This is a genomic window from Micromonospora sp. NPDC051141 (genome assembly GCF_044455765.1).
GTDB lineage: Bacteria > Actinomycetota > Actinomycetes > Mycobacteriales > Micromonosporaceae > Micromonospora.
In genome coordinates this window covers 361,089-375,817 of sequence record NZ_JBITFD010000002.1, presented here as the reverse complement: position 1 = coordinate 375,817, position 14,729 = coordinate 361,089, and the positions used below count along the sequence as shown (strand labels likewise).

The following is a 14,729-nucleotide window of genomic DNA, read 5'->3' as shown; positions in this document are numbered from 1 at the left end:
CCGAGCGCGAGACGATCTCGCGCAGTAGGTTGGGCGGGTGACTGGACGGTTCCCGATCGAAGACGTCTCCCCCGTCGTCGCCTGCGGTCGCTACCCGGCCAAGGCGGTGGTCGGCGAGGTCGTGCCGGTGTCGGCCCGCGCCTACCGTGAGGGCCACGACGCGCTCGGCTGCAACGTGGTCTGGCTCGGCCCGGACGGCGCGGCCCGCCCGTTCACCCGGATGCGTCCCGGCGAGCCGGGGCAGGACCGCTGGCACGCCGCCATCTGCCCGGACGCGGTCGGCGAGTGGCGGTTCACCGTCGAGGCGTTCCAGGATCCGTACCTCACCTGGCAGAACGCGGTGACCAAGAAGCTGGCCGCCGGGCAGGGGCCGGCCGAGCTGGCCAACGACCTGGCCGAGGGCGCGCGGGTGCTGACCGCCGCGCTCGACCTGGTGCCGACGACCGACCAGGAACGCGTGCGGGCAGCCGTCAAGGCGTTGCGCGACGACGACGAGGACCTGCCCCGCCGGGTCAGCCCGGCGCTGGACCTCGCGCCGCTGCTCTGGGCGCACCCGGTCCGTGAGCTGGTCACCACCGGCGACGAGCGGACGCTGTGGGTGGACCGGCCGCGCGCCTTGTTCTCCGCCTGGTACGAGTTCTTCCCCCGTTCCGAGGGCGCGATCCCGGCCACCGTGGACGCGCCGGCCCGCTCCGGCACGTTCGTCACCGCGCTCGACCGGCTGCCCGGCGTCGCCGCGATGGGCTTCGACGTGCTCTACCTGCCGCCGATCCACCCGATCGGCCGGGTCAACCGCAAGGGCCGCAACAACGCGCTCACCGCCGGGCCGGACGACGTGGGCTCGCCGTGGGCGATCGGCGCGGCCGAGGGTGGCCACGACGCCATCCACCCCGACCTGGGTACGCCGGAGGACTTCCGCGACTTCGTCGCCGCCGCCGCCGAGCAGGGCCTGGAGGTGGCGATGGACCTGGCGTTGCAGTGCGCGCCGGACCACCCGTGGGTCACCGAGCACCCGGAGTGGTTCACCACCCGCGCCGACGGCAGCATCGCGTACGCGGAGAACCCGCCGAAGAAGTACCAGGACATCTACCCGGTGAACTTCGACAACGACCCGGAGGGCATCCGGGCCGAGGTGCTGCGGGTGGTCCTGCACTGGGTCGGCGAGGGCGTGAAGATCTTCCGGGTCGACAACCCGCACACCAAGCCGTTCGACTTCTGGCACTGGCTGATCGCCGAGGTCAAGCGCGTCGACCCGGACGTGTTGTTCCTGGCCGAGGCGTTCACCCGCCCGGCGATCATGCACGGGCTGGGCAAGGTCGGCTTCACCCAGTCGTACACCTATTTCACCTGGCGCACGACGGCGGCCGAGATGCGGGAGTACTGCGAGGAGCTGGTCGCCTCGGCGGACTGGATGCGGCCGAACTTCTGGCCCAACACGCCCGACATCCTGCACGAGTCGTTGCAGCACGGCGGGCCGCCGATGTTCAAGATCCGGGCGGTGCTGGCCGCGCTGCTCAGCCCGTCCTGGGGCATGTACGCCGGCTTCGAGCTGTTCGAGCACGTCGCGCGGCCCGGCGCCGAGGAGTACCTGGACAACGAGAAGTACGAGCTGCGGCCCCGCGACTGGGCCGGCGCGCTGGCGCGCGGGCGGTCGCTGGCGCCGTTCATCACCACGCTCAACCGGGTCCGGCGCGACAACCCGGCCCTGCACCAGCTCCGCAACCTGCGTTTCCACGACATCGACAACCCGGCGCTGCTGTGCTGGTCGAAGCACGACCCGGCGACCGGCAACACGGTGATCGTGGTCTGCTCGTTCGACTCCCGCGCCGTGCAGTGGGGCAACACCACGCTCGACATGCCGGCGCTCGGGTTCGACTGGCACGAGCGGTTCACCGTGCGTGACGAGCTGACCGGCGCGGAGTACGACTGGGGGCAGCGCAACGCGGTGCGCCTCGACCCGTACCTGCAACCGGCGCACGTGCTCACCGTGCGCCGCCCGACGCCACCGGCCGACGCCGAGCCGGCGCACCCGGCGACGCCCGACCTGACCGTCGAAGACGTACCCGCCGACCTCTCCGGCGGCACCGCCCCGACCGCACCGGCCGAGAAGGACGACGCACGATGGACCAGCTGATCGCCGGCGAGGCGCACGACCCGCACGCCGTGCTCGGCGCGCACCCGGCCGACGGGAGCACCACGATCCGCACGCTGCGCCGGGGCGCCGGCGAGGTGACGCTGCTCGTCGACGGGGAACGGCACCCGATGAAGCGGGTGCACGACGTCGGCGTCTTCGAGTCGGTGGTGCCCGGCGAGGTGCTCGACTACCGGGTCGAGGTGGACGGCGCGACGCTCGACGACCCGTACCGATACCCGCCCACGCTGGGCGACCTGGACCTGCACCTGATCGGCGAGGGGCGGCACGAACGGCTCTGGGCGGCGCTCGGCGCCCGGGTCTTCGACGAGGGCGTGGCGTTCACGGTCTGGGCGCCCAACGCCCGTGGCGTGCGGGTGGTCGGCGACTTCACCGGCTGGGGGCCGGACGACGGCTGGCCGATGCGCTCGCTCGGGTCCAGCGGCGTGTGGGAGGTCTTCCTGCCCGGTGTGCCGGCCGGCAGCCGCTACAAGTACCGCGTCCTCGGCGCCGACGGTCGGTGGCGGGACAAGGCCGACCCGATGGCCACCCGCACCGAGGTGCCGCCGGCCACCGCGTCGGTGGTGCACCATTCGGCGTACGCGTGGGGCGACGCGGAGTGGCTGGAGCGCCGGGCGACGCGGCGGCCGCACGAGGAGCCGATGAGCGTGTACGAGGTGCACCTGGGCTCCTGGCGGCCCGGCCTCGGCTACCGCGAGCTGGCCGAGCAGTTGACCGCGTACGTCACCGAGATGGGCTTCACGCACGTGGAGCTGCTGCCGGTGATGGAGCACCCGTTCGGCGGCTCGTGGGGCTACCAGGTCACCGGCTACTACGCGCCCACCGCGCGGTTCGGCGACCCGGACGACTTCCGGCACCTGGTGGACCGGCTGCACGCCGCCGGCATCGGGGTGATCCTCGACTGGGTGCCGGCGCACTTCCCCAAGGACGAGTGGGCCCTGGCCCGCTTCGACGGCACCCCGCTCTACGAGCACCCGGACCCGCGTCGGGGCGAGCACCCCGACTGGGGCACGTACGTGTTCGACTTCGGCCGCAACGAGGTGCGCAACTTCCTGGTCGCCAACGCGCTGTACTGGCTGGACGAGTTCCACGTCGACGGGCTGCGCGTCGACGCGGTCGCCTCGATGCTGTACCTCGACTACTCCCGGCCGGAGGGGCAGTGGGCCCCGAACGTGCACGGCGGCCGGGAGAACCTGGAGGCCATCGCGCTGCTCCAGGAGGTCAACGCCACCGTCTACCGGCACCATCCGGGCGTGCTGATGGTCGCCGAGGAGTCCACCGCCTGGCCGGGCGTGACGCGGCCGACCTCGGACGGCGGGCTGGGCTTCGGCTTCAAGTGGAACATGGGCTGGATGCACGACACCCTGCTCTACACGTCGAAGGACCCGATCTACCGCCAGCACCACCACCACCAGCTCACGTTCTCCCTGGCGTACGCGTGGAGCGAGAACTACGTGCTGCCGATCAGCCACGACGAGGTGGTGCACGGCAAGGGGTCGCTCGCCGGGAAGATGCCGGGCGACACCTGGCAGCGGCTGGCGAACGTGCGGGCGTTGCTGGCGTACATGTGGGCGCACCCGGGCAAGCAGTTGCTCTTCATGGGCTGCGAACTGGCCGACGACCGGGAGTGGAGCGAGGAACGCGGCCTCGACTGGTACCTCACCCACGACCCGGCCCGCGCCGGCGTGCAGCGCCTGGTCGCCGACCTGAACCGCGCCTACCGGGCCACCCCGGCGCTCTGGGCGCAGGACACCGACCCGGCCGGGTTCCGCTGGATCGCCGGCGACGACGTCGCCAACAACGCGGTCTCGTTCATCCGGATCGCCCCGGACGGCGGGACGCTGGTGTGCGTGGCGAACTTCTCCGCGACGCCGCTGGCGGACTACCGGATCGGCCTGCCGGCGGGTGGCACCTGGACCGAGGCGCTGAACACCGACGCCCACCACTACGGCGGGTCGGGGGTGGGGAACCTGGGCGAGGTGCACGCGGAGAACACTCCGTGGCACGGCCTGCCCGCCTCCGCGGCCCTCCAGGTCCCCCCGCTGGGCGTCCTCTGGCTCCGCCAGAACTGACCCCACCCCACCCCACCACCCACCCACCGCGCTGATTCACGGAAAGCGTGGCCATGCGACGCGAAATGGCCACGCTTTCCGTGAATCAGCGCGCGAAAAGGGGTGAAGGGTGCGGGGTGCGGGTGAGAACGGCGGTTAGACCAGGTCGGCTTCGCGGAGGAGTTTCCACAGGCCGGCGCCGTCGGGGGCGCTGAGCCACTTCTGGCCGACCGGGCCGGAGGAGGACCGTCCCTGCGGCGCGGGGAGGCTGCCGGCGAGCACGGACTGCGTCGGCGAGAGTCGTCGGATCGCCACGCCGGCCACGTTGTCCGGGTGGGCGGCGGCGAACTCCCGGTAGATCTCCGGGTCGTGCTGCCCGTCGTCGCCGATGAGCAGCCAGCGCACCTCGGGGAACTCGCGGGACAGCCGGGCCAGCGTGGCCCGCTTGTGCTCCCGCCCGCTGCGGAACCAGCGGTCGGCGGTCGGCCCCCAGTCGGTGAGCAGCAGCGGCCCGGCCGGGTAGAGGTGCCGGGACAGGAACCGGGTCAGCGTGGGCGCGACGTTCCACGCGCCGGTGGAGAGGTAGAAGACCGGCGCGCCGGGGTGGGCGGTGGCCAGGCGCTCGTAGAGCACCGCCATGCCGGGCACGGCGTTGCGGGCGTGCTCGTCGAGCACGAACGTGTTCCACGCGGCGAGCATCGGCCGGGGCAGCGCGGTCACCATGACCGTGTCGTCGATGTCGGAGAGGATGCCGAACCGGACGTTCGGGTCGAGGACGCGCACCAGCGCCTCCACCGGCTCGGCGTCCGCCACGCTCAGGCGTACGCAGCCCCAGCCGGGCGTGAAGTCGCCCTCGACGACGGTGTCGACGAAGCCGCTGCGGTCCGCGGTCACCTCGTGGCGCACGCCGTTGACCTCGACGGTCACCCGGGCGTGCTTGGCCGGCAGGGTGGCGAAGCTGCGCCAGCCGCGCACCTTGTCCAGCCGGCCGCGGCGGCGGGTGTCCGGTCGGCCCAGCAGCACGCGGCAGAGCACCCGCGCCCAGCCCGGCGCGCCGTAGCCGGCGTACGCGATGATGTTGGGCTGCCACCCGGTGCGCCGCAACCGGCGCTCCACCAGGCCGTGCAGCGCGTCCTCGATGCGCGCGGCGCGGTGCAGTTGGGGCACGGCGAGCTGGTCCGGTGGTGTGGGCGGCACGTGCCAACCCTGCCACAACCGGCCGGGCCCGGCCACGCGAGTGATCTCCGCCGATCCGCCCCGGCACCGGGTGAGCGGCGTGTCAGACTGCGGTCGAGGGCGACGACGGGGGCCTGGGTCGTGTCGACAGCGAAGCGCAACCCGGACGCGCCGGCGCTGGTGGCGTTGCTGCTCGGCGCGGCCGGGGTCGGCTACCGGCTGGTGCTGACGCTGTTCACGGTGCCCGCGTCGAACAGCGACGAGGCCACGTTCGGCCTGGCCGCGCTGCACATCGCCGGCGGCCACGAACGGCCGGTCTTCCTCTACGGCCAGCGCTACATGGGGATGCTGGAGTCGTACCTGGCCGCGCCGCTGGTGGGCTGGGCCGGACCGAGCTGGCCGGTGCTGCGGCTGCCACTGCTCGCGCTCTACGCGGTCTTCCTGTGGTTGGCGTACCGGTTGACCCGCCGGCTGTTCTCCCCGTGGCTGGCGGTGGTCGTGGTGGGCCTGCTGGCGCTCGGCTCGGAGCGGGTGGTCCGGGACCAGCTCACCGTGGTCGGCGGCCGGCCGGAGGTCAAACCGGCGGTGCTGGCGATGCTGTTGCTCGCGGTCGCGCTCGGCGAGCGGCGGGTCCGGCACCGCTGGCTCGCCACCGGCGCGTTCGGCCTGCTCACCGGGCTGGCGCTCTGGTCGGACTGGCTGATCACGCCCTACCTGCTGGCGGCCGGCGTGGTGCTGGCGCTGGCCGCGCCCCGGGACCTGATCGGCTGGCCGGGCGTGCTGCTGGTCGTCGGTTTCCTGGCCGGCGTCGCACCGATGATCAAGGACAACGTGGTGGCGCCGGACGGGCAGGACTCGCTGTCGGTGTTCCGGGAGATCAGCACGAAGGAGGGGGTCGCGCCGTCGCTCGCGGCGCGGCTGCACGGCGGGCTGCTGGAGGGGGTGCCGCTGGCGTCCGGGCTCTGCCCGATGGACGGCTGCGCGCGCTGGGCGCAGTGGTTCGGGGTGCTCTACCCGGTGCTGCTGGTGACCGCCGCCGGGCTCGGCGTGGTCGCGTACCGCCGGGCCGGGGACCCGGCCGCGCGGGTCCGGGCCGCGGCGATCCTCGCGCTGGTCGCCGGCGCCGCGTTGACGCTGCTGGCGTACGTGCGCAGCCCGCTCGCCGCCACCGACCCGCTCGGCGACGCGCGGTACCTGTCGGTGCTCCAGGTGTCGCTGCCGGCGGTGCTCTGGCCGCTCTGGCGGGCCGCCGTACCCGCGCTGCGGGCCACCGCCGGCCGGGCGGACCGGCTGCGCGGCGTGCCGGCCGCCGTGGTGCTGGCCGGGCTGACCGCCGCCACGCTGGCCGGCACCGCGACGTTCCTGGTCGGCCTGCCCGGGATCCGCGCCGACGAGCGGGACGCCCGCCGGTTGGCCGGCGCGGTGCGGCGGGCCGGGCTGCACGAGGTGTACGGCGACTACTGGACCTGCAACCGACTGGTCTTCAACACCGGCGAGGCGGTGGCCTGCGGCGTGCTGGACGGCAACCTGACCCCCGGGCAGAACCGTTACCCGGCGTACTGGCAGCGGGTGGCTCGGGCGGCCCGCCCCGGGTACGTGGTGGCGGTCGGGTCGCCGGCCGAACGCGCCCTGCGGCGGCTGCTGGGCGGCCGGGCCGACGCGGCGGTGGTGGCCGAGGTGGGGCACAGTCGCGTGTACCACCCGGAGCGTGCCGTGCGGCCTTGGCGCTGACGCCCGCCCGTACGCTGTGCCGATGCTCATCCTGCTGCCCCCGTCCGAGGGCAAGGCCGACGCCGGCACCGGCCGCCGGCTGGACCTGTCCCGGCTCTCCCTGCCCGAGCTGAACCCGGCCCGGGACGCGGTGCTGGACGCGCTCGTCGCGCTCTGCGCCGGGCCGGACGAGGCCGCCGCCCGGGAGGCGTTGGGGCTGAGCGAGGGGCAGCGCGGCGAGCTGCGCCGCAACGCGCGCCTGCGGGTGGCGGCGACCGCGCCGGCCGGGCGGCTCTACACCGGGGTGCTCTACGAGGCGCTCGACCTGGCCACGCTCCCCCCGGCGGCGCAGCGGGCCGCCCGGCGGTCGGTGCTGATCAGCTCCGGCCTGTGGGGCGCGGTGCGGCTCACCGACCGGGTGCCGCCGTACCGCTGCCCGGTCGGGGCGCGGCTGCCGGGCATCGGGGCGCTGTCGGCGTACTGGCGGGCCGCGCTGGACCCGGCCGTGACGGCGGCGGCGGGTCGCGGCCCGGTGCTGGACCTGCGCTCCGGCGCGTACGCGGCCACCTGGACACCGGCGGGCCCACTCGCCGACCGGACGGTGACGGTGCGGGTGCTGCACGAGCGGCTGGTGGACGGCACCCCGTCCCGGTCCGTGGTGAGCCACTTCAACAAGGCCACCAAGGGCCGGCTGGTCCGGGACCTGCTCGTCGCCGACGCCCGCCCGCGCAGCGCCACCGCGCTGGTGGGGGCGCTGCGCGAGCTGGGGCACACGGTCGAGGAGGCCCCCCGCACGCCCGGCCGGCCCCGGCTGCTCGACGTGGTCGTCACCGAACTCTGAGCGCGGCTTCGCGCAAATTTTGCTCAAGGCTCGGGCGCAGCGGTTCCCCGGCCCGGCGGCGCGGGCCACGGTAGAGGGGCCCCGACGCCGACCAAGGAGCTGTGCCGATGCTCTCCGGGCCCACCACGCTGCTCGACCGGCCGCGCCCGTCGTCGCCCCCGCCGCTGGACTGGCCGACCCTGACCGACGCCTTCGAACTCGCCTGCCTGGTGCGCTGCACGACGCCACCGGCCGCGCACGTCCGCCGACTCGACGTCGACCCGTACCGGGGCGGGATCGCCGAGTTCAACCGGGAGGACGCGGCGCACCGGATGCGGTACTTGCTGCGCCGGCTGGACGTGCCGGTCGCGCACGAGCTGACCACCGGTGGGCTGCGCCGCCGGTACGAGCTGCACCGGCTGTCGGTGCTCCCGGAGCACCGCTCGGCGTACGCGAACCTGCTGGCGGCCGGCTGGCGGCAGGGCCGTCGCGAGCTGCTCGGCGGGCCGTTCCCGGGCGCGTCGGCGGCCCGCCGCGTCTGGCGTCCCCGGCTGGCCACCGCGGTCTGGCGGGCCGCGCTGCTCGCCGGCGGCCGGCACGTACGCCGGCACTGCCTCGGCATCCGGCTCACCGACCGGGACCTGGCGGCGGTGCTGGTGCGCGGCGCGGCGCTACTGGAGGTGCCGGCGGCGTTGCGGCCGGGTTCGGGCTGTTTCCTGGTGAGCGTCGCCAACGGCGAGCACCGGGCCCGGATCACCGAGAGCGCCGCCCTGGGCTGACCGGTCCCGGCGGTGGGCTTGCGCGGCGGCGGTCGCACGGCGCAGAGTGCAGCGCGTGAACCGACACTGGTCTGCGCGCGGGCGGCGCCGGACCGCGGCCCCGCTGGCGTTGCTGCTGCTGTTCGTCGCCGGGGTGGCCGGTTGCCGGGACGAGCCCACCCAGCCGGTGCGGATCCGCATCGCCACCGGCAGCCCGACCGCCGTCTACCATGCCTTCGGCCAGTCGCTCGCCGCGCTGCTCAACCGGGAGCTGCCCGGAGTGCGGGCGGACGTGGTGGTGACCGCCGCCTCCGCGCAGAACGTCCGGCTGGTCGGCGCCGGCGACGCGGAGCTGGGCTTCACCCAGGCCGACGTGCTGCCGCCCCGGGAGCCGGCCCACCCGGCCGTGCTCGCCGTGGCCCGGGTCTACGACGACCTGCTGCACCTGGTGACCACCGCCGGCGGCCCGGTTCGTACGCTGGCCGACCTGCGGGGGCGGCGGGTCTCGGTGGGCGCCGACGGCTCCGGCACCGAGGTCACCGCCACCCGGCTGCTGGAGGTGGCGCAGCTCGGCGGCGCCCGGATCCGCCAGGAGCACCTGGGGCTGGACGACTCGGTGGCCGCGCTGCGCGAGGGGCGGATCGACGCGTTCTTCTTCTCCGGCGGCCTGCCGGTGCGTGGCGTCACCGAGCTGGCCCAGCGCAGCGCGCTGCGGATGGTCGACCTGGGCGACTGGACCGAGCCGCTGCGGCGCGCGTACGGGCAGGTCTACGTCACCCGGGACATTCCCCGCTCGGTCTACCAGGCGGAGCCGGTCAGCACGGTGGCGAACCCGAACTACCTGATCGTCCGCGCCAGCCTCCCCGCCGACCTGGTACGCGAGGTGACCCGGTTGCTGATGGAACGCCGGGAGGAGCTGGCCGCGGCGCATCCGGCGGCCGGCCGGATGAGCCCTCGGTCGGCGATCGTGACCACCCCGCTGCCGCTGCACCCGGGCGCGGCCCGGTGGTACCGCGACGCCAAGCCCTGACCGGACACCGGAGCCTTCCGGCCCGCTGATGCGGGCCGCTCAGCGGCCGACCGGCTCGTGGTGGGGCTGCGGCGCGGCCGGCCGGTCGGCCGGGTCGAGGGCGCCGGCGTCGTCGGGCGGCGCCGGGAACCACAGCTCGGCGACCAGGCCCCGCGGCTCCCCCTGGCGCATGGTGAGCCGGCCGTCGGACGCGTCGACGAGCACCGCGGCGATGGTCAGGCCCAGCCCCGCGCCGTCCACGTTCTGCGCGTCCGGCGCCCGCCAGAACCGCTCGGTGGCCTGGTCGAGCTGGCTGGCCGTCATGCCGGGGCCGGTGTCGACCACGGTCAGCGCCGTCCCGCCGTCGGCCGGGCGGACGGTCACCGTCACCTCTCCCCCGGCGCCGCTGAACTTGACCGCGTTGTCGATCAGCGCGTCGAGCGCCTGGTCGATCGCGGTCGGCACGGTCCGGGCGTACGCCGGCGTGTCGACCGGGTGGAGTCGGAGCGTGACCGCCCGGTGCCGGGCCAGCGGCAGCCAGGCCGCCACCCGGGACGCGGCGGCGGCGCCCGCGTCCACGGTGACCCGCTGGTTCTCCTCCCGCTCGGCCCGGGCCAGCGTCAGCAGCGCGTCGAGCACGGTGGCCAGCCGGTCGGTCTCCTCCAGCGCCAGTCGGTGCTCGGCCCGGCCGTCCGGGTCGGTGAGGCTGGGGCCCAGCTCCTCCACCCGCAGCCGCAGCGCGGTCAACGGGTTGCGGAGCTGGTGGCTGGCGTGCGCGACGAAGGCCCGCTGCCGGTCCATCACGTCGGAGACCGCGTCGGCCATGTGGTTGAAGCTGGTCGCCAACCGGCGCAGCTCCGGCGGGCCGAGGCGGGGCCGGACCCGGGCGGTGCGGCGTCCCTCGGCGATCTCGTGGGTCGCCGCGTCCAGCTCGGTGACCGGGCGCAGCACCCAGCCGGCCAGCCCGAACGCGGTGGAGACGCAGGCCAGCACCGCGAGCAGGCCGATGCCGGCCAGCATCAGCCACCACAGCGTGACGGTGCGGCGCACCGTGTCGGCCGGGGTGGTGGTGACCACCGCGCCGAGCACCTCGCCGCCGTCGTTGATCGGGACGGCCGTCACCAGCGGCCCGTCCACCCAGGGCCAGACCGACTCCGGGCCGCTGAACTGCTGCCCGGACAGCGCGGTGTCGACCGCCGGGCCGGTGCCGGCGTCCGGCTCCCATCGGGACGACGCGGCCACGGTGCGGCGGTCCCGGTCCACCACCGCCGCGCCGATGCGGTAGAGGTCGTCGTAGGCGGCCAGCTCCCCGTCCAGCGGGCCGGGACTGCCGCCGCGCAGCGCCGGGCCGGCGAGCGACGCGAAGCGGGTGGCGTCGGCGAGCCGATCGGCCCGGACCCGATCGGTCTCCCGGGACGCCAGCGTCACCGCCAGCGGGGTCTCCAGCGCGAGCAGCACCAGCACCATCAGCAGCAGGTAGCTGATCACCAACCGGCGGCGCACCGCGGCCTCCTCACGTGGTGCGGAGCCGGTAGCCGACCCCGCGGACGGTCTCCACCAGCGTCGGGTCGCCGAGCTTGCCGCGCAACGAACCGACGTGCACCTCGACGGTGTGCCGGTCGGCCCAGGTGGTGCCCCACACGTCGAGCAGGATGCGGTCCCGGGGCACCGCCACCCCGGGCTGGCGGGCCAGCGAGAGCAGGATGTCGAACTCCTTACGGGTCAGCGTCACCGCCCGCCCGGCCACGCTGACCGTCCGGCCGCCCACGTCGATGCGGACCTCGCCCGCCTCGATCAGGTGGCGTTCCGGCACGGTGTGCGCGGCCCGGCGCAGCACCGCCTCGATCCGGGCCTGCAACTCCACCATCGAGAACGGCTTGACCACGTAGTCGTCGGCGCCCAGCCGCAGGCCCAGCACCCGGTCGCGTTCCTCGCCCCGGGCGGTCACCGCGATGATGCCGAGCTGGCTGCTGCGCCGGCGCAGCTCGCGACACAGGTCGGTGCCGTCGCCGTCGGGCAGCGTCAGGTCCAGCAGCACCAGGTCGCAGGGAGCGGCGGAGAGCGCGGCGGCCACCGTGGCGGCGTGCTCCACCTGGTACCCCCGGCGGGTGAGCGCGGACGACAGCGCCGCGGCGACCCGTCGGTCGTCCTCGACCAGGAGGATCCGCACCCGTGTCTCTCCGTCCGCTCGACCTGTTGCCCCCGGAATGGTGGCAGACGCGTCGCCCGGACGCGAGGGCCGTTCTAGGCTGCGGTGGTGATCTACAAGATTCTCGCCGACGACGAGTGGCGGGCGGCGCGGGCGGCCGGGAGTTTCGCCGGCACCGCCCTGGACCGGCAGGACGGCTACCTCCACCTCTCCGCCGCCGGGCAGGTGGTGGAGACCGCGCGCCGGTACTTCGCCGGCGTCACCGGCCTCACGCTGCTCGCGGTGGACGAGGCCCGGCTCGGCGACGCGTTGCGGTGGGAGGAGTCCCGCGACGGCGCGCTCTTCCCGCACCTGTACGCCGCGCTGCCGGTCGACGCGGTGCTCGCCGCGCACGCGCTGCCGGCGGACCGGCCGGCCGCCGACGCGGTGGCCGAACTGGTCACCTGAAGCGCTCGTTATGCTGCGTCGAGCCCCGCCCGACGGCGCGACGCGCCCCGCAACGATGCGAGTGGAAATGACTGACAGCAACGACCGGTCCGCCTCCGTCTTCGTCCACCCGACGGCCGACGTCGAGGACGGCGCCCGGGTCGGCGACGGCACCAAGGTCTGGCACCTGGCCCACATCCGGTCGAGCGCCCAGGTCGGTGCCGGCTGCGTGATCGGCCGCAACGTGTACGTCGACGCGAGCGTCACGGTCGGTGACCGGGTGAAGATCCAGAACAACGTCTCGGTCTACCAGGGCGTCACCATCGAGGACGAGGTCTTCGTCGGGCCGTGCGCGGTGTTCACCAACGACTTCCGGCCGCGCGCCCAGAATCCGGACTGGACGATCACCCCGACGCTGGTCCGCCGCGGCGCGTCGATCGGCGCCAACGCCACGCTGGTCTGCGGCATCGAGGTCGGCGAGTACGCGATGATCGCGGCCGGTTCGGTGGTCACCCGGGACGTCCAGCCGTACCAGCTCGTGGCCGGCAACCCGGCCCGCCCCAAGGGCTGGGTCGACGCCAAGGGCGAGGTCGTCTCCCGGGACGTCGACAACCCGCCGCGGCAGGGCTGAACGCGCGACGGGGGCGGCGACCGGACCGGTCGTCGCCCCCGCGCGTCGGTGCGCCGGTCAGCCGCAGAGCCGGCCGATCTCGTCCCGGAACCGGTCCATCGGGTTGGACCCGGCCGGGCCGAGCAGGTATTCCTTCAGCTCCCGCCGCGCCTCGGTCATCGGGTCGTCGCCGACCCGGGTCACGTCCAGGATCTTGGCCAGCTCGCCGCAGTCCGCCGAGAGCAGGTACGCCGCCCGCGCGGTGGGGAACTGCCGGCGGAAGTCGTCCTCGGACAGCCCGGCCGGGTTCGCCACCACGTACGGCCGCTCGCTCTGCACGAAGTCGGAGACCACGCTGGACACGTCGCTGACCAGCAGGTCGGTGACGTTGAAGCAGTCGAACAGCGCCGGCGTGCGGCCGGTGACCACCAGGTGCGCGGCACCGTCGAGCGAGGTCGGGTCGGTGTCGCCGCCGGCGGCCCGGATCCGGGCCACGATCCGCTCGTGCGCCGCCCTGGCCTTCGGCGAGCGGGTGCCGGTCAACGGGTGCGGCTTGTAGACCACCCGCAGGTTCCCGGCGGCCAGCAGCCCGGCCACGATCCGCTCCCCCATCAGCACCAGCGAGGTGTGGTAGGGGTCGTCGTCCAGCCAGCCCTCCCAGGTCGGCGCGTAGAGCACGGTGAACGCGTGGTCGGTCGCGCCGGAGCCGAACGTGTGCACGCCGGCGAGCTGCGGGCGGCCCACCTCCACGATGTCGCGGTCCAGCACGCCGACGCCGGCCCGGGCGTACCGCTCCCGGCCGGCGGGACCGGCCACCCACACCTCGTCGTACACCTTGCTGTACGGGTTGACGCTGGCCGCCTTGTCGCTGTCGCCGTGGCCGACGAAGACGTGCTTCACGCCCGGCTCGCGCAGCAGGTGGATGTTGGCGCCGACGTTCGCCGCGTACAGCGCGACCCGCAGCGAGCCCAGGTCGAGGTTCATGAAGTCGACGCCGGCCGGCACGCAGACCACCGGCAGCCGGGTGTCGGCGAGCTGGCCGAACGCGTCCGCGGCGCGCAGCAGCACCACCGCGCGACGGCCGGTCGCCTCCAGCGGCGCGAGCCACATGTTGGCCTGGTAGACGTCCTTGGCCGGGCCGGCGAAGTAGAGCGCCACCTCGGGCTGTTCCCGGGCCAACCAGTCGTGCACGGCGGGCAGCACGCCCGGCGACCCGCCCCGGCCGCGCAGCGCGGTCAGCGCCAGCACCACGGCGGTGACCAGACCGGCGACCAGCGTGACCAGGCCGGTGAGCACCACGGGGGCGACCCGGTCCAGCGCGGCGGCCACCACCGCCGCCGGCACCAGCAGCACGTTGAGCAGCGGCATCCGCAGCCCGGCCAGCCCGCGTGCCCAGGCCGGCGGCACCGGGACGCGGCGCAGCGCGCCGAGGTCGATGTTGCGGGTGTACGCCGGCGGGTCGACCCGCCCGTCGATCGTCTTCGTCACGGCGGTGGTGAGCACGGCGAGGGTCCACAGCGCGGCGGGCAGCAGCAGCACCGCGACCGTGCCGGCGACGCCCGGACGCACGGCGGCGAGCACCAGCAGGACCACCGACAGGTCCCGCAGCAACCGTCGGAACGTGGCGCCCACACCGGCCTTGGCGAGCAGCTCGGCCGTCCCGGCGTACCGGACGGTCAGGGCCGCCTCACCGGCGAGGGCGACCACCGCGGCCACCGCGTACGGGACCACCAGGCCGAGCGCCCCGGCGAGGATCATGACGCCGTACCCGAGGAGCGTCGCGCCCACCGCGGCGAGGCCCTGCTGGCTGCGTACTCTGCTGAACAACGACACGCTCCCTGTCTGCCCGCCGGTGTCGGCGAGGCCCG

At 74.8% G+C, this 14,729-nt stretch carries 12 protein-coding genes; 8 read left to right on the top strand and 4 right to left on the bottom strand.

Features of this window, described 5'->3' with window-relative positions; genetic code table 11:
* Window positions 1-37: 37 nt before the first annotated feature.
* Both ACIA6B_RS04045 and glgB read left to right on the top strand, forming a co-directional pair.
* Complete coding sequence (locus ACIA6B_RS04045) at window positions 38-2,134, top strand: maltotransferase domain-containing protein (protein WP_396770752.1); 2,097 nt, start codon at window positions 38-40, stop codon at window positions 2,132-2,134.
* Window positions 2,122-4,224 carry a 1,4-alpha-glucan branching protein GlgB gene (gene glgB / locus ACIA6B_RS04040; protein ID WP_396770750.1) on the top strand — a complete coding sequence of 701 codons (2,103 nt, stop codon included), beginning with the start codon at window positions 2,122-2,124 and terminating at the stop codon, window positions 4,222-4,224. The genes ACIA6B_RS04045 and glgB overlap by 13 nt, the downstream gene beginning before the upstream one ends.
* Window positions 4,225-4,359: 135 nt before the next feature.
* Here the strand turns inward: glgB and ACIA6B_RS04035 are convergent, their stop codons facing one another.
* Window positions 4,360-5,400, bottom strand: coding sequence for an App1 family protein (locus ACIA6B_RS04035; protein WP_281942593.1), 1,041 nt, complete (start codon window positions 5,398-5,400; stop codon window positions 4,360-4,362).
* Between the two features lie 120 nt (window positions 5,401-5,520).
* On the opposite strand from ACIA6B_RS04035, the gene ACIA6B_RS04030 reads away from it, so the two are divergent.
* The 4 genes from ACIA6B_RS04030 to ACIA6B_RS04015 all read left to right on the top strand — a co-directional run bounded on the left by ACIA6B_RS04030 (window position 5,521) and on the right by ACIA6B_RS04015 (window position 9,697).
* Window positions 5,521-7,110, top strand: a complete 1,590-nt coding sequence (locus ACIA6B_RS04030; protein ID WP_396770747.1) for a hypothetical protein — start codon at window positions 5,521-5,523, stop codon at window positions 7,108-7,110.
* 22 nt (window positions 7,111-7,132) lie between these two features.
* Complete coding sequence (yaaA, locus tag ACIA6B_RS04025; RefSeq protein ID WP_396770745.1) at window positions 7,133-7,930, top strand: peroxide stress protein YaaA; 798 nt, start codon at window positions 7,133-7,135, stop codon at window positions 7,928-7,930.
* Window positions 7,931-8,037: 107 nt separating this feature from the next.
* Complete coding sequence (locus tag ACIA6B_RS04020; protein WP_396770743.1) at window positions 8,038-8,688, top strand: hypothetical protein; 651 nt, start codon at window positions 8,038-8,040, stop codon at window positions 8,686-8,688.
* A 55-nt stretch (window positions 8,689-8,743) separates the two neighbouring features.
* Window positions 8,744-9,697, top strand: a complete 954-nt coding sequence (locus ACIA6B_RS04015; RefSeq protein ID WP_396770741.1) for a TAXI family TRAP transporter solute-binding subunit — start codon at window positions 8,744-8,746, stop codon at window positions 9,695-9,697.
* Between the two features lie 39 nt (window positions 9,698-9,736).
* Here the strand turns inward: ACIA6B_RS04015 and ACIA6B_RS04010 are convergent, their stop codons facing one another.
* Both ACIA6B_RS04010 and ACIA6B_RS04005 read right to left on the bottom strand, forming a co-directional pair.
* Window positions 9,737-11,179, bottom strand: coding sequence for a sensor histidine kinase (locus ACIA6B_RS04010; RefSeq protein WP_396770739.1), 1,443 nt, complete (start codon window positions 11,177-11,179; stop codon window positions 9,737-9,739).
* A 10-nt stretch (window positions 11,180-11,189) separates the two neighbouring features.
* Complete coding sequence (locus ACIA6B_RS04005) at window positions 11,190-11,846, bottom strand: response regulator transcription factor (protein ID WP_107156668.1); 657 nt, start codon at window positions 11,844-11,846, stop codon at window positions 11,190-11,192.
* A gap of 87 nt (window positions 11,847-11,933) precedes the next feature.
* Here ACIA6B_RS04005 and ACIA6B_RS04000 point away from each other — a divergent pair, with 87 nt between their 5' ends.
* Together ACIA6B_RS04000 and ACIA6B_RS03995 are read left to right on the top strand one after the other, a co-directional pair.
* Window positions 11,934-12,272 carry a DUF952 domain-containing protein gene (locus ACIA6B_RS04000; protein ID WP_396770737.1) on the top strand — a complete coding sequence of 113 codons (339 nt, stop codon included), beginning with the start codon at window positions 11,934-11,936 and terminating at the stop codon, window positions 12,270-12,272.
* Window positions 12,273-12,339: 67 nt separating this feature from the next.
* A complete protein-coding gene (locus ACIA6B_RS03995; RefSeq protein ID WP_396770735.1) occupies window positions 12,340-12,882 on the top strand; it encodes an acyltransferase in 543 nt (180 codons plus the stop codon).
* Between the two features lie 57 nt (window positions 12,883-12,939).
* Here ACIA6B_RS03995 and ACIA6B_RS03990 read toward each other — a convergent pair whose 3' ends face one another.
* Window positions 12,940-14,688, bottom strand: coding sequence for a CDP-glycerol glycerophosphotransferase family protein (locus ACIA6B_RS03990; RefSeq protein ID WP_396770733.1), 1,749 nt, complete (start codon window positions 14,686-14,688; stop codon window positions 12,940-12,942).
* Window positions 14,689-14,729: the final 41 nt, after the last annotated feature.